This is a genomic window from Methylorubrum sp. Q1 (assembly GCF_004683995.1).
Taxonomy (GTDB): domain Bacteria; phylum Pseudomonadota; class Alphaproteobacteria; order Rhizobiales; family Beijerinckiaceae; genus Methylobacterium.
The window spans coordinates 108,269-127,007 of the sequence record NZ_SRHQ01000005.1 but is presented as its reverse complement, the minus strand read 5'-3'; the positions used below and the strand labels follow the sequence as shown (position 1 = coordinate 127,007).

Below are 18,739 nucleotides of genomic sequence, written 5' to 3'. Positions count from 1 at the left end.
CCGGCGGCCGCGTTCGGGGCGATCCCTCACGCCGCCACCAGAAGCGCCGCCCCGGCGACCGCCGACAGGGCGAGCCGCAGGCGGCCCATCCAGACCGGGACCATGCCGCGGCGGGGAAGATCCTGATCGACGATGCCCCACAGCAGCACGAGCGCGCCGAGGATCCGGAGATCCCAGGGCGGCGGCGCGGCGAGCGCCGCCCAGGCGAGCAGCGACGGCACGATCGCGAGCCCGTAATCGCGCCAGCCCGCCTCCCGTGCCGCCGCCGCCCCCCAGCGGATACCGCCGAGGAACGAGGCGATCACCGCGCCGTAGGCCGAGAGGATGGTGCGCGGCGACAATCCGATGGTGCCGAGCCCGACATCCGTGCCGCTGACCGAAAGGGCCGCAAAGCCCACGAACGGAATCAGCCCCGCGATGCCGAGAAGGACCGCGCTCGCGGGTACCGTGGTCAGCCGCCCCATGCCGTCTCCCTGGCTGATTGCCGCGTGGCCCGGGTCTGCCGGATCCACGCCTCGCCCGCATCGACCGCCGGTCGTTCGAGACCCGGCATGGGTCACCGGCAGCCGGGGGTGTCATGAAGCATTCTAAACGCGCAGATCCTCATCCATCCCGCAACCGAGACCATTTGTTGCAGCGCCCGGCCTCACTCTCCACACCGGATGGGACCTTCGCGCCGGATCATCGGGCCGCGGCGATGGCCCCGCGCCGATTTCGCCGCCAGGGTGCGGGCGACACGGCCCATCCCACGGTCCATCCCTCGCGTGATCCGCCCCATGCCGCTGCGACCCACGGACCTGAGACCAGCCCTGTCGCGGCTGCGCGGTGCCTCCGGCGATGCGTGGACGACCTGGCGCAGGCGGAGCCTGTTCCTGGTGGGCGGCGTCTGCGTCGGCCTGGCCGCGGTGCTGATGGCGAAGGCGGCCGATGCGGCGCAGGAGCTTTTCCGGCACGGGCTCCGCGCCTCGCCGGCCCTGGCGCTTCTGCTGTGCCCGGCCGGCTTCGCGCTCGCCGCATGGCTCGCCCGCACCGTCTTTCCGAACGCGCAGGGCTCGGGCATCCCGCAGGTGATCGCCGCCCGCGCGCTGGATGCCGGGTCTGCGCGCCGTGCGCTGGTCTCGCTCAAGGTCGCGGCGGGCAAGATCGTCGTGATGTGCCTCGGGCTCCTGTGCGGCGCCTCGATCGGTCGCGAAGGGCCGACCGTGCAGGTCGGCGCGGCGATCATGGCCGCCTTCGGAACTTTGAGCCCGGAGCGGATGCGCGGCCTGCTGCTCGCGGGCGGCGCGGCCGGGGTGGCGGCGGCCTTCAACACGCCGCTGGCCGGCATCGTCTTCGGCATCGAGGAACTCGGCCGGGCCTATGACAGCCGCGGCAGCGCGCTGATCGTCGCCACCATCATCGCCGCCGGCCTGACCTCGCTCGCGATCCTCGGCGACTACACGTATTTCGGCACGTCGGACGCGCGGCTCTCGCTGGCCGCCGGCTGGCTCGCGGTGCCGCTGCTCGGGGTAGCGGGCGGCCTTGCGGGCGGCCTGTTCAGCCGCATCGTCATCGCGTTCGGTCGCGGCCTGCCGGGACGGGTGGGCGGGATGATCGGGCGCCGTCCCGTCGTGTTCGCCGGCCTGTGCGGGCTCGGCGTCGCCCTGTGCGGGCTCGCCTCCGGCGGCACCGTCTACGGCACCGGCTACGAGGAGGCGCGGGCGCTCCTCCATGCCGGCAACGACCCTCGCTGGGATTTCGCCCCGCTCAAATTCCTGGCGACCGTCCTGTCCTCGATCAGCGGCATCCCCGGCGGTCTGTTCGCGCCATCGCTGGCCGTCGGCGCCGGGCTGGGCGCGGAGGCGAGCCTGTTCCTGCCGGACGTGCCCGTCGGCGCGCTGGTGCTGATCGGCATGACCGCCTACCTCACCGGCGTGCTCCAGGCGCCGATCACCTCCTTCGTCATCGTCACCGAGATGACCCAGAACCACGCGATGATGATTCCGCTGATGCTCGCGGCGCTGGTCGCGGATGCGGTCTCGAAGCTGGTCTGCCGCGGCGGCCTCTATCATAGCTTGGCGGAGGTGCTGGTGCGGCGGGCGGCCGGAGAACGACCCGCGTAAAGCGCGGACCGCGACGGAACGCCGCCACCTCGTTGGCCGTTACTGCTCCGCTTTTGTTTCGGAGTGAACTGCCATGACGCTTCTCAAGTGGGCTGCTATCGCCTTCGTTATCTCGCTCGTCGCCGGCGGCCTCGGCTTCACCGGCATCGCCTCCGGCGCGAGTTCGATCGCCCGCATCCTGTTCGGCCTGTTCCTGGTGCTCGCCATCGTCATCGTAGTGATCGCGCTGGCCATCGGTCAGGCGGTGTTCTGAGCCGCCGGCCCGGACCCGTGCGCCTCGACGGTCGCACCGCCCTCGTCACCGGCGCCTCCTCCGGGATCGGCGCCGAGACGGCCCTCGGGCTCGCCCGCCTTGGAGCGCGGGTCGGCCTCGTCGGGCGCGACCGCGAGCGTACGGAACGCGCCGCCGCGCATCTGCGCCGGGAGACCGGCGGCGCGGCGGACGTCTTTCTCGCCGACCTGTCGAGCCAAGCCGAGATCCGCCGCTTAGCGAGCGAGGTGCGGGCGCGCTACCCCGCCCTCGACCTCCTCGTGAACAATGCCGGCGCGATTTTCTCGGAGCGCGACGTCACGGCCGACGGGATCGAGCGAACCTGGGCCCTCGACCATCTCGCCTACGTGCTGCTGACGCACGAGCTGCGTCGCCCGCTCGAAGCCGCGCCCCGCGCCCGCATCGTCAACCTCGCCTCCGCCGCCCATACCCGCGGGCGCATCGACTTCGACAATCTCGGCGGCGAGCGCCGCTACGCGGCGATTAAGGCCTATGCCCAGGCCAAGCTCGGCAACGTGCTGTTCACCTATGCGCTCGCCCGGCGGCTGGCCGGAAGCGGCATCACCGTCAACGCGGTGCATCCGGGCGTCGTGGCGAGCGATTTCGCCAAGAACACGAGGGGCGGGCTCGGCTTCGCCTGGAGCCTGATCCGCCCGTTCCTGATCTCGACCGAGGCCGGCGCCAAGACCTCGCTCCACGTCGCCACGGCGCCCGAACTCGACGGCGTGAGCGGGCGCTACTTCGCCAAGAGCCGCGAGACCGCCTCGTCCGCCCGCAGCCGGGACGAGGCGTTGCAGGAGCGGGTCTGGGCCCTGAGCCGGCGCCAGACCGGAATCGAGGCATGACCCGGCTTCCGCTCGGTCGCCGTGGTGTCCCTCACAAAACTCTCGCCGCGCTGTCATCGCCAGAGCGAGAACGGTCAGAGACCGGGAGTTTTGTGCGGCACTCTTACTCGGCACCCTTCTTCGCGTTGTTCTCCTTGCTCTTCTGCATGTGGGCGCGTCGGTTCTCTTCGAACTCATCGACGCTCGACTGATTGTTCGTCGCCGCGCTTGCAGGTTGAGCTTTGCTCCCCTTGGCGCTTTCGGCCTGTACGATCGTCGGCAGAGCCGCGGCCCCGGCAACGACGGCAGCAGCGATCAGGAGCTTGGAAACATGCATCATCGTTGAAACCTCCCTTAGTTACCTAAATATAATGCAGCATTTTCAGGTCGATGCAATATACGTCTGCACAATTCAGCTATTTATAAAAATATTATAATCTTATATTATTGTGCAGATGCGCAGATCCCGTGAAATATTTCATCCAGAACAGATCCGTGATCTCGAACTGAACGCTTCGGGCCGCCAAGCGGAGATGCTGCTTCAGAAGTGGCTGAACGAGGCGCACGCAAAGCTCATCTCGCGCCCGTGCGCATCGTGAAAGCGAGGCGGTCCGTCGCCGGCTTCCACGGTGCCGATCTCGGCAACGGGTATCCCGGCGGCCCGGGCCTCGGCCAGGAACGCACCCACGGAGCCGGGCGGCACCGCGCAGAGGATCTCGTAATCGTCCCCACCGGTCAGGGCCGTATCGAGTCGGCTGGCATCGCCGGAGATGGCCGCCTGCGCGGCCGGCGAGAGCGGCACCGCCGGCACGTCGATCCGGGCGGTCAGGCCAATGCCGGCGAACATCTTCGTCAGATCGCCCGCCAATCCGTCCGAGACGTCCATGGCCGCGCGGGCGTGGCGCCGCAGCACGGGGCCGAGCGCCAGCCGCGGGCGCGGGTGAAGGTAGCGATCGAGGAGCGCATCGCGGTGGAGGGGGGCCAGCGCGGGATCGGGCGTCAGCCGCAGGGCGAGGCCCAAAGCCGCGTCGCCGATGGTGCCGCTGACGCAGAGCCGGTCGCCCGCCTGCGCCGCCTGCCGCCGCAGGATCCCGCCGGCCGGCACTTCGCCGAAGGCGGTCACGCCGATCAGCGCCGGGCCGCCGGAGCGCACGGTGTCACCGCCCAGCAGCGGGCAGCCATGGGCATGGCTTGCCGCGCCGAGTCCCTCGGCGAAACCCGCGAGCCACGCTTCGGTCCAGTCGTCCGGCAGCGCGAGGGTCAGGAGGAAGCCGCGCGGGCGGGCGCCCTTGGCGGCGAGATCCGACAGGTTCACGCCGAGCGCCTTGTTGGCGATGGAGCCGGGCGGGTCATCGGGGAAGTAATGCACGCCGGCCACGATGGCGTCAGCGGTCACCACGAGGTCGTGGCCAGGCGTCGGCGTCAGGCTCGCGGCGTCGTCGCGCAGGCCCTCGGCGCCGGGGCCGCTGAGCGGCGCGAAGTAGCGCGCGATCAGCGCCTCCTCGCCCGCGCGCGCCATTCCGGTCAGCCCTTCTTCGCCGTCGCCGGGCCGGGAGCGGCCGGAATGCCGAACTCGGTGGAGCGCACCTCGCGGCCGACCCGGTCGAGCACGGCGTTGACCATGCCCGGCTCGTCGCCGCCGTAGAAGCTGTAGGCGACCTCGACATATTGCGAGATCGCGGCGCGGGCCGGCACGTCGCGGCGGAACATCAGCTCATAGGCGCCCGCCCGCAGGATGGCGCGCAGCACCGCTTCCAGCCGGCGCAGCGGCCAGCCCTTCGCCAGCGCCGTGTCGAGCTTCGGGTCGATGGCGCGCTGTTCCTCCACGGCACCACGGAGCACGTCGCGGAAGAACGCGATCTCGGCCGGGGGGTGGACGACACCGTCGACCTCCTGACCGATCCAGAAGGCCTCGAACTCGGCCAGCGCCTCGATCACGCCCTTGTCCGAGATCTCCATCTCGTAGAGCGCCTGCACCACGGCGAGGCGGGCGCCGGTGCGGGCGTTCGGCTTCGGTTGGGCCGGTGTCGCGGCGGGGTCTGTCATCGGGCGGGTTCCAGATTGGCGGCGCGCTTGATGGCGAGGAGGCTCAGGGCCGCCTCCGCTGCACCGCCGCCCTTGTTCATGTCGGAGACCCGGGCGCGGGCGAGCGCCTGCTCCATGGTCTCCACGGTGAGGATGCCGTTGCCGAGCGGCAGGTGCTCGGCCACGGAAAGGTCCATCAGCGCGCGGGCGCTCTCGCCCGCGACGATGTCGTAGTGGCCGGTCTCGCCGCGGATGACGCAGCCAAGCGCCACCGCCGCATCGTAGGGGCCGCCGGCCTTGCGGCCGGCATCCATCAGGATCGCGATGGCGGCGGGGATCTCGAGGGCGCCCGGCACCGTGAACACCCGCGCCTCGGCGCCGACCGCCTCGATCGCCGCGCGGGCACCCGCCAGCAATTCGTCGGCGATGTCGTCGTAGTAGCGCGCCTCGACCACCAGCACGCGGGTGCCGACGAGGCTTTCGAGGATGCTCTCAGGGCTGTCCTTGGGGCTGTCCTTGGGCGCGTCCGCGTCCCGGCGTTGGGAGACCATGCGACTGTCGTTCCGGGGCGAGTTGACGAAAGTTCGGGGCGGGCCGGAGGGTTAGCCCAAGTGGCGCGGGCTCCACAAGCGGCACGGGGCGCGACGGGTGCACGACCGGGGCGCATGTTCCGGCCCGGAGAAGCGTCGCCTTTCCGTCGGATCGAAAAGGTTTGATCAATCAAATCAGGCGGAAGTACCGCCGCCACAACCTGCGATGCCCCTTATTAACCGGACCGAAGTCGATCCCGGCAATAGACTGTCGAACGCAAATTTGCGGGCCCTCGACCATCGATCCCGCACTGGAAACGGGGGTTATCCAGCATGGCGACGGCGCAGGCGCGAAGGGCAAAGACGGCCCCGGCCCGGACAGAGGACGCGGCCTCGGCACCGCGGCCGGTGCCGCTGGTGATCGACCTCGACGGCACGCTGCTGCGCACGGACCTTCTCCTAGAAGGCATCATCGCGCTGCTGCGGCGCAACCCGCTGATGCTGCTGGTGATGCTGCTGTGGCTGCCGCGGGGACGCGCCTTCTTCAAGCGCCGCATCGCGGAAGGCGCCGTGCTCGACGTCACGTCCTTGCCGGTCAACGCGGCGCTGCTCGCCCATATCGAGGCGCAGAAGGCGGCGGGCCAGGCGATCGTGCTCGCCACCGCCGCCGACGAGTTGATGGCTCTGCGCGCCCTGAGGCGTTTTCCCGTCTTCGACCGGGTGGTGGCGAGCGACGGGGTGCGGAACCTCAAGGGGGAGACGAAGGCCGCGCAACTCCGGGCGCTCTACCCGCAGGGCTTCGACTATGCGGGCGATGCCAGGGCCGACCTTCCGGTCTGGGTCGCGGCACGGCGGGTGATCGTCGTGGGAGCCTCCGGTTCCGTACTCCGCGCGGCGCGGCGGCTCGGCAAGCCGGTCGAGGAATTTCCCGCCGCCTCGCGTTCGCGCGCACTGCTCAAGGCCCTGCGCCTGCACCAATGGGCCAAGAATGCCCTGGTCTTCGTGCCGCTCGTCCTCGGCGGCCGGGCCGGGGACGCGTTAGCCTGGGGGAGCGCAGGCCTGGCCTTCCTCGCGCTCGGCCTCGTCGCCTCGGCGAGCTACCTGCTGAACGACCTCCTCGACCTCTCCCACGACCGGGCGCACTGGTCGAAGCGCGAGCGCCCCCTGGCGAGCGGCCGGCTTCCCATCGCCACCGGTCTGGCGGCGATGGTGCTCGGCCTCGTGGGCGGGCTGGCGGTCGCGGCCTGGGCGGGGGCGGCGGTGCTCACCGGCGTGCTCGCCTATCTCGCCCTGACGCTGACCTACTCCGCATGGCTCAAGCGGGTGCCGATGCTCGATGCGCTGACGCTCGGGAGCCTGTTCTCGCTGCGCATCGCGGTCGGCGTCGCGGCAGTCGCGGTGGCGTGGTCGCCCTGGCTCCTGACCTTCTCGATGTTCCTGTTCACCTCGCTGTCCTTCGCCAAGCGCCACACGGAGCTGCGCGGGGCCGCGCGGCGCGGCCAGGCCGGCACCATCGCCGGGCGCGGCTATGAGCCGGCGGACGAGCCGGTGGTGCTCGCCTTCGGCGTCGCCTCGGGGCTCGCCAGCGTCGTCATCTTCATCCTGTATCTCGCCAACGAGGCGTTCCGCCACGCCGTGCTCGCCGCGCCGCTGGCCCTGTGGAGCTTCCCGCTGATCCTCGTCCTGTTCATGAGCCGGATCTGGTTGCTGGCGGGCCGCGACGCGCTCCACGACGACCCGGTCGCCTTCGCGGTCAAGGACCGCCCGAGCCTCGTGCTCGCGGGTATGGCCGGTCTCGCCTTCGCGGTGGCGGCCTTCGGCCTGCCGCCCGGCCTCCTCCCAAGAGAGTTCGGGCTGTGATGCGAAGCGAGGTCGTCCGGTTCCTGATCGCGGGCGGCTCGGCGGCGGCGATCAACTGGCTCGCGCGGATCCTGTTCTCGTTGGTGATGCCGTTCGAGGCGGCCCTGATCGTGGCCTACGGCATCGGCATGGCTGCCGGCTTCTGGCTCTACCGCGCCTTCGTGTTCCGGGCGGCCTCGCACGGGTCGCTGCGCGGGCAGCTCGCCCTGTTCCTCGCGGTCAACGCCGTCGGCGCGGCCGTGGTCCTCGCGGTCAGCAGGCTGATGATCGACGGCCTGACCGGCCTGCTGCCGGATCTGAGCCCGGCCGTGGCGCAAGCCCTCGGCCACGGCGTCGGCATCGCCGTCGGCGCCGTGGCGAACTATCTCGGCCACCGGCTTCTCACCTTCGGCGCAACCCTGCGGCCTCAGCCTCAGAGCCGGTAGAGGGTCAGCAGCGTCACCACGGCGAGATTGGCGACGCCCCCCCAGGTGACGAGGATCGGCAGGGCGGCGAAGGCCGGCGGGCGTTCACCGCGCACCATCAGCACGATCAGGATCGGCAGCCAGTCGAGGGCGTAGCGCTGGGTCGCGATCTGCTCGGCGCCGTTCGAGTGGTAGAACAGGGTGATCCCGGCGATGACCGCGATGGTCGCCGCCCCGGCGGCGAAGACCCGGTCGAGCCGCGCGTAGAAAGCCAGCAGCAGCCACGGGCTCGCCACGAGGAGCGCCGTGCCGGCCTTGTCGAAGCCGACCAGTTCCGTCAGCCGGGGGCCGCCGAACTCGAAATGGATCCCCTGCAGGAACAGGTAGAGCGTGTTGAACAGCAGGTAGTCGCGCGAGAACAGGCCGCCCTCGGTGATGCGCCGCCAGATGAAGCTGTCCTGGCCGGGATTGTGGATGAAGGCGTAGCCGGTCTCGAACGGGCTTCCGAAGCGCGCGGCGTTGTAGGCGCAGTAGACGGCGAGGGCCGCCGCGACCGGCAGCCCCGCCAGCATCGCGGATTTCGCCACCGAGGCCGGGTTCGCCAGCAGCGGGCGCCCGCGGGGCAGGGCCAGAACCAGCAGGAACAGCGGATAGAAGATCGCCATCTGCCGGCACAGGAAGGCGAGGCCGACGAACAATCCGGCGAGCGGCAGCGAATTCCGGCAGATCACCGCCCACAGGCTCAACGTCATCATCAGGAAGCCGACGGTCTGGGAGAAGAACCAGACGCCGTCCGACCGCAGCGTGACCTGATAGAGCGGGCTGGCGAAGGCGAGCGCGGCAAGCAGCCACAAGGCCTGCCCGCGCTCGACCTCCAGCGCGCGGAAGATGCGGCTCCAGGCGAGCAGGCTCAGGGCCGACAGGCCCAGGCCCAGAAGCACGAAGCCCTTGAAACCAGGAAAGCCGAACAGGGCGACGAACGGCGTCAGCAGCAGTGCCGGCAGGGGCGGAAAGATGATGTAGGTGCGCCCCTCGAACACGGCGCAATCGATCTCGGGGCAGCGCTCGACCCAGAGCCGGCCGTGCAGGAACGCGTCGGCCAGCGCCCCGTGCGAGTTGAAGCCGGCATCGCGCAGCGCGCCCCGTCCCAGAAGGACGGCGAGGAGAAGGGCACCGCTCAGTGCGGTGAGCGCCGCCAGCACCCTGTCGCGGCGTCCTGTAACCGTCATGGTGGCCACCGCCCCTTCACGAAACGAAACCGAATCGACGCGGAAGACTCGATGGGAAGGGTTAAGTCTTCCTCACGAATTGGCCGGCGAGCCTCCTCACGAAAACTTGTCGAGCCGGAGAGGCATCCTGCGTTCACCCAGTGCGGGCCCCCATCGGCACGATTTCCGGGGCTCACCGTCTCGGGGAAAAGGTTTCTGTCGATTTGGGACGGCCGTGCATTGCCGAAAGCCGGGACCGACGGCAAGTCTAGGGCCGGCTCGCTCACAAAGAGGCGGGCCGAGAGGGGATATTCATGACGATCGGGTCGCCGAAATTCTTGGCCGGCGCGGCACTCGCCTTCTTTCTGCTGGCCGGCAGCGCCGCCGTTGCCAAGAAGGTCACGCTCGTCCCCGGAGATCGGCCGATCTCCGTCGACATCCCGGCCGCGTGGACGGTGACCACGATCGACCGTGGCGTCCAGGCGCGGACCGCGGACGAGGAAATCTACCTCTGGTTCGAGAGCTACAAGCCGGCCCAGTTCAAGGCCCTGCTCGGCGAGCACAACGCCTACTTCACGGAACAAGGCGTCAAGATCACCGGCGAGGGCCAGTCGAAGGAGGTCGATTTCCCGACCTACGCCCTCAAGGTCACCGAATATCCGGCGACCTACGAGGGCAAACCGACGGTGCTGCGCTACCTCTCGGTCGTGCCGAAAGCCGAGAGCCAGCGCCATCTGCTGGTGAGCTACTGGGCCTCGCCGGAGGGCGACAAGAAGTACGACGCCGAGACGAACCAGATCCTGAACAGTCTCGCCGCATCCTACGACGGCCGTTAAAAGTGCCTCACGAAACTCCCGATCTCTGACCGTTCTCGCTTTGGCGAGGACGAGGCAGCGGGAGTTTTGCGAGAGCCACTAAGCGGGGCCGGTCCTTACGGCGGCAACAACCCGCGCGTCTCGGCGAGGCGCGCGGCGTAGCGGGCCAGCAGATCGACCTCCAGATTGATCCGATCCCCCTCGCGGCGCTCCTCCCAGGTCGTGACCGAGAGGCTGTGCGGGATCAGCAGCACCGAGAAATCGCTGCCCGAGACCGCGTTGACGGTGAGCGAGGTGCCGTCGAGGCAGATCGAGCCCTTCTCCGCGATGAAGCCGGCAAGCGCGGCCGGTGCCCGCAGGGTGAAGCGCTCGCTCGCCCCCCAGGGATTGTCCTCGCCCGTCACCGTCTCGCGGGCGAGGATCTCGGCGATACCGTCGACATGGCCGGTGACGAGGTGGCCGCCGAGTTCGTCGCCGAGCTTGAGCGAGCGTTCGAGGTTGAGCCGCGTGCCCTCGCGCCACGTGCCCACGGTGGTGCGGGCGAGGGTCTCGGCGGCGGCATCGACCGAAAAGCGGCAGCCCGCGCCATGCGGCTCCACCGCGACGGCGGTGAGGCAGGGGCCGGAGCAGGCGATCGAGGCGCCGAGCGCGATACCGGCAGGATCGTAGGCGCTTTCGATCACGATCCGGCGCAGGCGCTCCGAGCCCTCCACCGAGACGACGCGGCCGACATCGCTGACGAGTCCGGTGAACATGTCAGATCCTCTCGTAGGTGACCGCCGTGTCGGGGCCGTAGTCGCGGGTCTCGATCACCCTCAGGGAGCCGTCGGCGAGGCGGCGGGCGAGGTTCGCCCCGAGTGCCGGCAAGCCGCCAGCCTCACCCAGCACCATGGGGCCGGTGATGAGCGTGCAGGCATCGATGAGATCGTGCGCCGCGAGCGCGTCGGCAAGCGCCGGCCCGCCCTCGCTGCAGATCCGGGTCAGGCCGCGCTCCGCCAGCGCGTTCAGCGCGGCGGGCAGATCGATGCGGCCCTGCGCGTCGGTCGGCACGAAGGCGATCTCGACGCCGAAGGAGGCGAGCATCCGCCGAGCATGGGCCGGGGCGCCGCGCCCGGTGAGAACCAGGGTCGGCAGATCGCGGGCCCCACGCACGAGGTGGCTCGCGGGGTTGAGGCGCAGCGTCGAGTCGAGCACGATCCGCAACGGCGAGCGCTCGGCGAGCCCCGGCAGCCGCACGGTCAGCGAGGGGTCGTCGGCGCGGGCGGTGCCGATGCCGACCATGATCGCGTCGGCATGGGCCCGCCACAGATGCACCGCCCCGTCGGCGATCGGACCGGTGATCTTCAGCCGCTCGCCGGTCGAAGGCGCCGCGAACCCGTCGCGGGTCCGGGCGAGCTTGAGGTGCAGGCTCGGGCGGCCGCGCATCACGCGGGAGAAATGGCCGCGATGGTCGCGGGCGGCCTCCTCGCGCAGCAGGCCGGTTTCCACCGTGATCCCGGCCGCGCGCAAACCCGCATGGCCGCGCCCGGCGACGCGGGGATCGGGATCCTCGATCGCGGTGACCACGCGGGCGATCCCGGCGGCGATCGTCGCGTCGGTGCAAGGCGGCGTGCGGCCGTGATGCGAGCAGGGTTCGAGGGTGACGTAGAGCGTGGCGCCGCGCGCGGCCTCGCCGGCCATGGCGAGCGCCAGCGGCTCCGCGTGCGGGCGACCGCCGACCGCCGTCACCGCCTGACCGACGATACGGCCCTCGGCCACGATGACGGCGCCGACGCTCGGATTCGGCCAGGTCCGGCCGAGATTGCGCCGCCCCAGCGCGAGGGCGAGGCGCATGGCGCGCCAGTCGAGGGCTTCCTGCACGGACACGTCCACGGCTCGCCCCGTCACGCCCGCTTCCGGGCCGGACGGCCGCGGCGCGGCGCGGCAACTGGCTCGTCGGGAGGGGCGGGCACAGCCTCCCCCTCTTCGGGCAGGACGCCTTCGCCCTCCAACCGCTCACCGAGGGTGCCGAGCAGATCCTGGAAGTCCTGCGCTTCGCGAAAATTCTTGTAAACCGACGCGAAGCGGACATAGGCGACGTCGTCGAGCCCCTTCAGGCCCTCCATCACCGCCTCGCCGATGGCCTCGCTGGTGACCTCGCCCTCGCCGCCGCTCTCCAGGCGCCGGGTGATGCCGTTGACGAGGCGCTCCACACGCTCGGGATCGACCGTGCGCTTGCGAAGCGCCACATCGATCGAGCGCTGGAGCTTGTCGCGGTCGAACGGCACGCGCTTGCCCGAGCGCTTGAGCACGACGAGTTCGCGCAACTGCACCCGCTCGAAGGTCGTGAAGCGTCCGCCGCAATCCGGGCAGACGCGGCGGCGGCGGATCGCCGAGGAATCCTCGCTCGGCCGCGAATCCTTCACCTGCGTGTCGGGACCTCCGCAGAACGGACACCGCATCGCGCGCTCACCACCTCGTCCCGGACGCTCTTAAAAGCCGCCCCTCTCTGCCCCACCCGCCGCTCAATTGCCAGGAGTGGGATCGGTCGGAACAGGCGTGTCGGGCGTCGCACCCCCGTCTCCCGGTTCGGCGCGAAACAGGGCGCGGAGTGCGGCTGCCGTCGGTCCAGCCACCACGTCGGCGAGGGTGAGGCGGTCGAGTTCGAGGAAGAACGCCTGCTCCGCCGCGTCGAAGGCCCATTTGAGGCGGCAGCGGCCCATGAGCGGGCAGGGGTCGCGCTTGCAATCGACCACTGTCCCGACCCCCTCCAGATCGGCGACGAGCCGTCCGAGCCGTATCTCGCGGGCGTCCCGTGCGAGACGCACGCCGCCGGAGCGGCCCTGCCTCGCCTCGACGACACCGGCCCGGACCAGCGTCTGGGCGATCTTCTGGAGATGGTGCACCGAGATATCGAAGCGTTGCGCAACGGCCGGGGTCGCGACCCAGGCTCCCCGCTCCGCCAGCGTCAGGTGCATGACCAGACGCAGGCCGTAATCCGTGTGAAGCGAGAGATGCAGGGTCGCCCTCCCGAGCGGTGCCGCGCAACCTTCAGGTGAAGGATGCTCGACCCACATCATTTCAAGGATGCAACGACGTGTACACTCCCCGGAACGACAAACCTGACATGGATTAACTCCGAGGCAGCCCCGGAACGACAGCGGCCGCGGATCGGGAGATCCGCGGCCGCACCGGCCCGCATGACGGGCCGGACGTGTTTCGATCAGGCTTAGGCGTAGATCGGGAATCGATCGGTGAGGGCGTGGACCTTCTCCTTCACCGCCGCCTCGACCGCCGCGTCGCCGCCATCGCCCTTCTCGGCGATGCCATCGAGCACCTGAACGATCAGCGAGCCGACCTGCTTGAACTCGGCGACGCCGAAGCCGCGGGTGGTGCTGGCCGGCGTGCCCAGACGGATGCCGGAGGTGATCGTCGGCTTCTGCGGGTCGAACGGCACGCCGTTCTTGTTGCAGGTGATGTCGGCCCGGGAGAGCGCCGCCTCGGCCGCCTTGCCGGTCAGGCCCTTCTTCTGAAGGTCGACCAGCATCAGGTGGTTGTCGGTGCCGCCCGAGGTGATGTCGTAGCCGCCGGAGATGATGGTGTCGGCCAGCGCGCGGGCGTTGTCGATCACTTGGCGGGCGTAGATCTTGAACTCGGGCTTCAGCGCCTCGCCGAAGGCCACCGCCTTGGCGGCGATGACGTGCATCAAGGGGCCGCCCTGGAGGCCGGGGAAGATCGCCGAGTTGAACTTCTTAGCCAGCGCCTCGTCGTTCGTCAGGATCATGCCGCCGCGCGGGCCGCGCAGGGTCTTGTGCGTCGTCGTGGTGGCGACGTGCGCGTGAGGGAACGGCGAAGGATGCAGGCCCGCGGCGACGAGGCCGGCGAAGTGGGCCATATCGACGAAGAAGTAGGCGCCGACGGAATCAGCGATCTCACGGAACTTCGCGAAGTCCCAGTGACGCGGGTAGCCCGAGCCGCCGGCAATGATCACCTTCGGCTTGTGCTCCTGGGCGAGGCGCTCGACCTGCTCCATGTCGATGCGCTGGTCCTCGCGGCGCACGGTGTAGGAGACCGGCTTGAACCACTTGCCCGAGACGTTCGGGGGCGCGCCGTGGGTGAGGTGGCCGCCGGCCGCGAGGTCGAGGCCGAGGAAGGTGTCGCCCGGCTGCATCAGGGCCATGAACACGCCCTGGTTCGCCTGCGAGCCGGAATTCGGCTGCACATTGGCGAAGCCGCAGGCGAACAGGCGCTTGGCCCGATCGATCGCCAGTTCCTCGGCGATGTCCACGAACTGGCAGCCGCCGTAGTAGCGCCGACCCGGATAGCCCTCGGCGTACTTGTTGGTCAGCACCGAGCCCTGCGCTTCGAGCACGGCGCGCGAGACGATGTTCTCAGACGCGATCAGCTCGATCTCGTGCTGTTGCCGGCCCAGCTCCTGCGAGATGGCCTTGGCGATCTCGGGATCCGTTTCGGCAAGATGAGCCGAGAAGAAGGTGTCGAGGTCGGTGTTGTCGGTCGCAGTTCCGGCGCTCATGAGCGTAGCCTCTTTTCGTTGTTTACGGGCAAACCCACCCGTTCTCCCGTCGGCGTTCACGGGGGTGTTTTTCAGGCACTATTCGTACACGCCGCGGCACCACAGGCCAAGCACAGGTGATTTTTCGCCTGTCTTCAAAATTTTTAACGGGATCGGCCCCGCGATGCGGCACTGCGGCGCATCCGGCCGGTTCTACACGCGAAAACACCCGGCAGGGCCGGGTGTCGCAGGACCGATCAAGTCGTTGAGTGGCCGGCTCCGCGAGTGCGTCCGAGGACCTTAGCGGGTCCGATCGACGCCGCTTGCGGATTTGCGTCGTGCCCTTGCCGAAACCCGGCAAGGGCCCGTTCGACCGGAGGTGTCGGATTCAGGCCTGGAGGCGGCTCTTCACGTCGCCGAGGCTGGCCCGGAGGAGATCCTGCGCCGCCGCGCCCTGGAGGCGCTCACGCAGCAGGGTCTCGGAGACCTTCACGGCCGCGTCGGCCGCCGCGGCCCGAACCTGAGCGGAGGCCTGCGCCTCGGCCTGGGCGATCTTGGCCTCGGCGCTCTTGGTGCGGCGGGCCACGAAATCGTTGAGGCGGGCATGGCCTTCGGCGGCGATGCGCTCGGCATCCTCGCGGGCACCGGCGATGATCGCCTCGGCCTCGCGCTCGGCCTCGGCGCGGCGGCGCTTGTAGTCGGCGAGCACGGCCGCGGCTTCTTCACGCAGGCGGCGGGCCTCGTCGAGCTCGTGGCGCACGCGCTTGGCGCGGCTGTCGAGCCCGTTGGTCATCATCGAGAAGCCGCCGACCCGCCAGACGATGACCAGGAACGCCACGAAGGCGACGGCGACCCAGAATTCCGCGGTCAACAACATGTCGGTTTCAAACCCTTGATCGGCCTTCCGCCCGGCGGGCCGGGCGGGGTCGGATGGGAGGGGCCGGCAACGGGCCGGCCCTCGGATCAGTGTACGGCGGGCGTCGCGTCGAGGGCGCGGTTCAGGCTCGCCTGGTCGGGGGCCTGGCCGGTCAGCCGCTCGACGATCGCCGAGGCGGTCTCGCCGGCAATCGCGCGGACATTGCCCATGGCTTCGTTCGTGCGCGTGCGGAGGGTCGCCTCGGAGGCGGCGAGCCGCTGGTTCAGCTCGGCTTCGAGCGTCTTGCGCTTGGCCTCGGCCTCGGCCGAGAGGGTGTTGCGGGTCTCCTGGGCGATGGCCTGCGCCTTCGCCTGCGCCTCGCGCAGAGACTTCTCGTAGGCCTCGCCGGCGGCGTCGGCCTCGGTCTTCATGCGCTGCGCCTCGGTCAGATCGGACGAGAGCCGGCCGGCGCGGTCGCCGAGGATCGCCTCGATGCGCGGCAGCGCAACCTTGGACATCAGGTAGTAGAGCAGGCCGAAGGCCAGCGCGAGCCAGATCAACTGCGAGAGGAAGGTGTGGCTCTCGAAGGGCGGAAAGGCGCCGCCATGGCCGCCGGAGGGCTGCTCGGTATGGGTGTGCGGGCCTCCCGCCGGGACGATCGTCGTGTCCGCGTTCGGGGAGGGGGTCGTGAGGGGATTCTTCTGCTCGGCCATGGCCCTGTCCGGTGACGTCGGAAGGCCGGCTCCGCGGGCGGAGCGGCCGGATCGGAGTCTCTCACGAAACCTCCGCTGCGCCGCCGTACGGAGGGACGGACGACCGAGCAGAGGAGGTTTCGCGAGGCGCTCTCAACGAGCGGGGGAGCGCGGGGCGGGCTCTCTAGCCGGCCCGCGCTCCCCCGATGAACGACGCGTCAGACGGCGAAGAGGAGCAGCAGCGCGACGAGCAGCGAGAAGATGCCGAGCGCCTCGGTGAGCGCGAAGCCCAGGAGGAGGTTGGTGCGCTGGCTATCGGCGGCCGACGGGTTGCGCAGGGCGCCCGCGTAGAACTGGCCGAACAGGTTGCCGAGGCCGATGCTGGCGCCCGCCATGCCGAGGCAGGCGAGACCGGCGCCGATGTACTTCGCAGCGACGGGATCCATGAAACACTCCTGAAGTTCGAACGGGGTTCGTTGAGGGCGGAAGGGTCCGGCCGGAAAGGATCAGTGGCCGGGGTGGAGGGCGTCGGCGAGGTAGACCGCCGTCAGCGTCGCGAAGACGTAAGCCTGAAGGGCCGCGACGAGGAACTCGAGAGCCGTCAGCGCGATGGTGAGCGCGAGCGGCAGGGGCGAGAGCACGCCCCAGGCGCCGGCAACCAGGAGCTGGACCACGAAGAAGGCGAAGATCTTCAGCGCGATGTGGCCGGCCAGGATGTTGGCGAAGAGACGAACCGAGAGGCTGATCGGACGCGACAGGAACGACACGATCTCGATCGGCACCATGATGAGCAGCAGCGGCTTCGGCACGCCCGACGGCACGAACACACCGAGGAAGTGGGTGCCGTGCTTGGCGACGCCGTAGATCACCACGGTCAGGATCACGACCAGCGCGAGGCCGAAGGTGACGATAAGGTGGCTGGTCACCGCGAAGGCGTAGGGGATCATCCCGAGCAGGTTCAGGATGAGCACGAACATGAACAGGGAGAACACGAGCGGCAGGAAACGCTTGCCGTCCTCGCCGGTCGCTTGGTGCACCGTATCGGCGATGAATTCGTAGAGCGTCTCGGCCAGCGCCTGGAGACGGCCCGGAACCACGGAGCGCCCGGAGGTCGCCACGATGGTCAGCAGCGCGATGATACCCACCGCGGCGAACATGTAGAGAGCCGATTGCGTGAACGCGAGCTGTTGGTTGCCGATGTGACCCAGCGAGACGAGCGGCTGCAGCTCGAACTGGTGGATCGGGTCGATACTGACCGCCATGTGCCCGCTTCCGCCCCTTTGTGTGTCGCGCGAGGAAACCTTTGCGGCTCCCGTCTGTCGCGCGTCGCCCTTACACGATGCCGGGCGAGTCTCAAGACCCTTGAGGCGTCTTGGAGACCCATACCGGCGATCTTTCTCAGTTTTTCTTGGCGCTGAAGCCGCTGACCCGCATGACGTTGTAGATTCCCGTCACGAAGCCCAGCATCAACAGCACGATCATGCCCCACGGCTTGGTGCCGAGGAGATGATCGACGATGTAGCCGAGGATTCCCCCGGCGATCACACCCGCGATGAACTCGGTCGAGAGCCGCATGGCCTGACCGAGCGGGGCAGCCCCGCCGGACGAGCCGGTGCGCGCAAGCTTGTCGGGCGCGGCGTTGGGCCGCTTGCCTTCGAGCTGCGTCTCGAGACGCTTGAGCCTCGCGGAGAGATCGCCGTCGGCGGGAGCCTTTTCCGGCCCGCTCCCATCACCTGCCGGGCCGCCGCTCACGGGCGACCCCACACGTCGTCGGGAGCGGAGCGAAAGGTTTCACCCCCTCGGCGCGGCGCACCATAGTTTCGCCAACCTTGAGTGTCAAGGCGGCCAAACTGCCTATTAAGCTGTTGATGGAACAACATAATTTTAGATTTTTCCACGGCTTTCGGAAGCCGGATCAGGCCCCCAGGATCGGCTTGATGATCTTCTCCAGTTCCTCGATCGAGAGGGCGCCGGCGCGCTTCTCGCCGTTGATGAAGAAGGTCGGCGTCGATTCAACCTTGAGGGTGTCGAGGCCGCGGGTCTTGACCGCGTTGATGGCGGCGTAGGTGTTCTGGTCCTTCAGGCAGGCCTCGAACTTCTCCTTCGAGAATCCGGCCTGACGCAGGAGCTGTTCCAGGGCATCGACGGGCGATTGCGGCTTACGCACGAAGGCCCAATTCTGCTGCTGGTCGAACAGCAGATCGGTGATCGGGTAGTATTTCGCCTCGCCGTCGCAGCGGGCCAGCATGAAGGCGGCGGTGGCAAGCGGATCGAGCGGGAACTCGCGCAGGGTGAAGCGCACCTTGCCGGTGTCGATGTAGCGCTCCTTCAGCACCGGCCACGTCGTCGCGTGGAAGTGGGCGCAGTGCGAGCAGGTCATCGAAGCGTATTCGATGATCGTCACCTTGGCGTCCGCCGGTCCGAGCCAGACATCGCCGAGGGGGCCGGGCTGCATCAGCGCGGCCGTGTCAGCCGATTGCGCCAGCGCCTCGAAGGTCAAGCGGGGAAGCAGGGCGGCGGTGCCGAGGGCAAGGCCGGTCAGTTTCAGGGCGTCGCGCCGGGTGATCATGGCAGGGGCGGGCTCCGTTCGCGGGCCGCATTCGGCCCGATACCGCGCAGGATAGGACGGAACGGCTCCGTCCGGCCGGGGGACGCGTCGC

General features: G+C 69.4%; 23 protein-coding genes. 6 read left to right on the top strand and 17 right to left on the bottom strand.

The genetic code is table 11. The features are described 5' to 3' along the window. Window positions 1-26: 26 nt before the first annotated feature. Window positions 27-464: a DUF3429 domain-containing protein gene (locus E4V01_RS06985; RefSeq protein WP_060770541.1), complete on the bottom strand. Its 438-nt coding sequence runs from the start codon at window positions 462-464 to the stop codon at window positions 27-29. Window positions 465-776: 312 nt separating this feature from the next. Here E4V01_RS06985 and E4V01_RS06980 point away from each other — a divergent pair, with 312 nt between their 5' ends. The 3 genes from E4V01_RS06980 to E4V01_RS06970 all read left to right on the top strand — a co-directional run bounded on the left by E4V01_RS06980 (window position 777) and on the right by E4V01_RS06970 (window position 3,218). Further along, window positions 777-2,102 carry a chloride channel protein gene (locus tag E4V01_RS06980; protein ID WP_135297842.1) on the top strand — a complete coding sequence of 442 codons (1,326 nt, stop codon included), beginning with the start codon at window positions 777-779 and terminating at the stop codon, window positions 2,100-2,102. A gap of 73 nt (window positions 2,103-2,175) precedes the next feature. Then, window positions 2,176-2,355: a DUF1328 domain-containing protein gene (locus E4V01_RS06975; protein WP_056202595.1), complete on the top strand. Its 180-nt coding sequence runs from the start codon at window positions 2,176-2,178 to the stop codon at window positions 2,353-2,355. A gap of 17 nt (window positions 2,356-2,372) precedes the next feature. Continuing rightward, complete coding sequence (locus tag E4V01_RS06970; RefSeq protein WP_135297841.1) at window positions 2,373-3,218, top strand: SDR family oxidoreductase; 846 nt, start codon at window positions 2,373-2,375, stop codon at window positions 3,216-3,218. A gap of 103 nt (window positions 3,219-3,321) precedes the next feature. Here the strand turns inward: E4V01_RS06970 and E4V01_RS06965 are convergent, their stop codons facing one another. The 4 genes from E4V01_RS06965 to ribH form a co-directional block, all read right to left on the bottom strand. Beyond that, on the bottom strand, window positions 3,322-3,537 hold the full coding sequence (locus E4V01_RS06965) for a hypothetical protein (protein WP_135297840.1): 216 nt from the start codon (window positions 3,535-3,537) through the stop codon (window positions 3,322-3,324). Window positions 3,538-3,738: 201 nt separating this feature from the next. Next, window positions 3,739-4,716 carry a thiamine-phosphate kinase gene (gene thiL, locus E4V01_RS06960; protein ID WP_135297839.1) on the bottom strand — a complete coding sequence of 326 codons (978 nt, stop codon included), beginning with the start codon at window positions 4,714-4,716 and terminating at the stop codon, window positions 3,739-3,741. 5 nt (window positions 4,717-4,721) lie between these two features. Then, complete coding sequence (gene nusB / locus E4V01_RS06955; RefSeq protein WP_060770546.1) at window positions 4,722-5,243, bottom strand: transcription antitermination factor NusB; 522 nt, start codon at window positions 5,241-5,243, stop codon at window positions 4,722-4,724. After that, window positions 5,240-5,773, bottom strand: a complete 534-nt coding sequence (gene ribH / locus E4V01_RS06950; RefSeq protein ID WP_060770547.1) for a 6,7-dimethyl-8-ribityllumazine synthase — start codon at window positions 5,771-5,773, stop codon at window positions 5,240-5,242. The genes nusB and ribH overlap by 4 nt, the downstream gene beginning before the upstream one ends. Before the next feature lie 312 nt (window positions 5,774-6,085). Between ribH and E4V01_RS06945 the strand changes: the two genes are divergently transcribed. Both E4V01_RS06945 and E4V01_RS06940 read left to right on the top strand, forming a co-directional pair. Next, window positions 6,086-7,612, top strand: a complete 1,527-nt coding sequence (locus E4V01_RS06945) for a UbiA family prenyltransferase (RefSeq protein ID WP_135297838.1) — start codon at window positions 6,086-6,088, stop codon at window positions 7,610-7,612. Next, a complete protein-coding gene (locus E4V01_RS06940) occupies window positions 7,612-8,037 on the top strand; it encodes a GtrA family protein (RefSeq protein WP_135297913.1) in 426 nt (141 codons plus the stop codon). Before E4V01_RS06945 ends, E4V01_RS06940 begins: the two co-directional genes overlap by 1 nt. Here E4V01_RS06940 and E4V01_RS06935 read toward each other — a convergent pair. Then, window positions 8,025-9,245 (bottom strand): hypothetical protein, encoded by a 1,221-nt coding sequence (locus tag E4V01_RS06935; RefSeq protein ID WP_135297837.1) that lies wholly within the window; start codon window positions 9,243-9,245, stop codon window positions 8,025-8,027. The two genes, E4V01_RS06940 and E4V01_RS06935, sit on opposite strands and share 13 nt — an antisense overlap. Before the next feature lie 293 nt (window positions 9,246-9,538). Here E4V01_RS06935 and E4V01_RS06930 point away from each other — a divergent pair, with 293 nt between their 5' ends. After that, entirely contained in the window at window positions 9,539-10,060 is a 522-nt protein-coding gene (locus tag E4V01_RS06930) for a hypothetical protein (protein ID WP_060770551.1), read from the top strand. A gap of 95 nt (window positions 10,061-10,155) precedes the next feature. Here the strand turns inward: E4V01_RS06930 and E4V01_RS06925 are convergent, their stop codons facing one another. The 11 genes from E4V01_RS06925 to E4V01_RS06875 form a co-directional block, all read right to left on the bottom strand. Continuing rightward, window positions 10,156-10,794, bottom strand: coding sequence for a riboflavin synthase (locus E4V01_RS06925; RefSeq protein ID WP_135297836.1), 639 nt, complete (start codon window positions 10,792-10,794; stop codon window positions 10,156-10,158). A 1-nt stretch (window position 10,795) separates the two neighbouring features. Next, complete coding sequence (ribD, locus tag E4V01_RS06920) at window positions 10,796-11,872, bottom strand: bifunctional diaminohydroxyphosphoribosylaminopyrimidine deaminase/5-amino-6-(5-phosphoribosylamino)uracil reductase RibD (protein WP_193763159.1); 1,077 nt, start codon at window positions 11,870-11,872, stop codon at window positions 10,796-10,798. A gap of 50 nt (window positions 11,873-11,922) precedes the next feature. Next, the gene (gene nrdR / locus E4V01_RS06915) at window positions 11,923-12,480 is read right to left on the bottom strand and encodes a transcriptional regulator NrdR (protein ID WP_060770554.1); all 558 of its coding nucleotides are present in this window, start codon (window positions 12,478-12,480) and stop codon (window positions 11,923-11,925) included. 63 nt (window positions 12,481-12,543) lie between these two features. Further along, window positions 12,544-13,098 (bottom strand): Rrf2 family transcriptional regulator, encoded by a 555-nt coding sequence (locus E4V01_RS06910; protein WP_245517440.1) that lies wholly within the window; start codon window positions 13,096-13,098, stop codon window positions 12,544-12,546. Between the two features lie 149 nt (window positions 13,099-13,247). Beyond that, complete coding sequence (gene glyA, locus E4V01_RS06905) at window positions 13,248-14,552, bottom strand: serine hydroxymethyltransferase (protein WP_135297833.1); 1,305 nt, start codon at window positions 14,550-14,552, stop codon at window positions 13,248-13,250. A gap of 367 nt (window positions 14,553-14,919) precedes the next feature. Further along, window positions 14,920-15,405, bottom strand: a complete 486-nt coding sequence (locus E4V01_RS06900; protein WP_193763158.1) for an ATP F0F1 synthase subunit B — start codon at window positions 15,403-15,405, stop codon at window positions 14,920-14,922. A gap of 89 nt (window positions 15,406-15,494) precedes the next feature. After that, window positions 15,495-16,100, bottom strand: a complete 606-nt coding sequence (locus tag E4V01_RS06895) for a F0F1 ATP synthase subunit B (RefSeq protein WP_135297831.1) — start codon at window positions 16,098-16,100, stop codon at window positions 15,495-15,497. 197 nt (window positions 16,101-16,297) lie between these two features. Further along, entirely contained in the window at window positions 16,298-16,525 is a 228-nt protein-coding gene (locus tag E4V01_RS06890) for a F0F1 ATP synthase subunit C (RefSeq protein ID WP_003601125.1), read from the bottom strand. 60 nt (window positions 16,526-16,585) lie between these two features. Continuing rightward, entirely contained in the window at window positions 16,586-17,341 is a 756-nt protein-coding gene (locus E4V01_RS06885) for a F0F1 ATP synthase subunit A (RefSeq protein ID WP_003601124.1), read from the bottom strand. Window positions 17,342-17,477: 136 nt separating this feature from the next. Beyond that, window positions 17,478-17,831 (bottom strand): AtpZ/AtpI family protein, encoded by a 354-nt coding sequence (locus E4V01_RS06880; RefSeq protein WP_135297830.1) that lies wholly within the window; start codon window positions 17,829-17,831, stop codon window positions 17,478-17,480. Window positions 17,832-17,994: 163 nt separating this feature from the next. Further along, entirely contained in the window at window positions 17,995-18,648 is a 654-nt protein-coding gene (locus E4V01_RS06875; RefSeq protein ID WP_135297829.1) for a DsbA family protein, read from the bottom strand. Window positions 18,649-18,739: the final 91 nt, after the last annotated feature.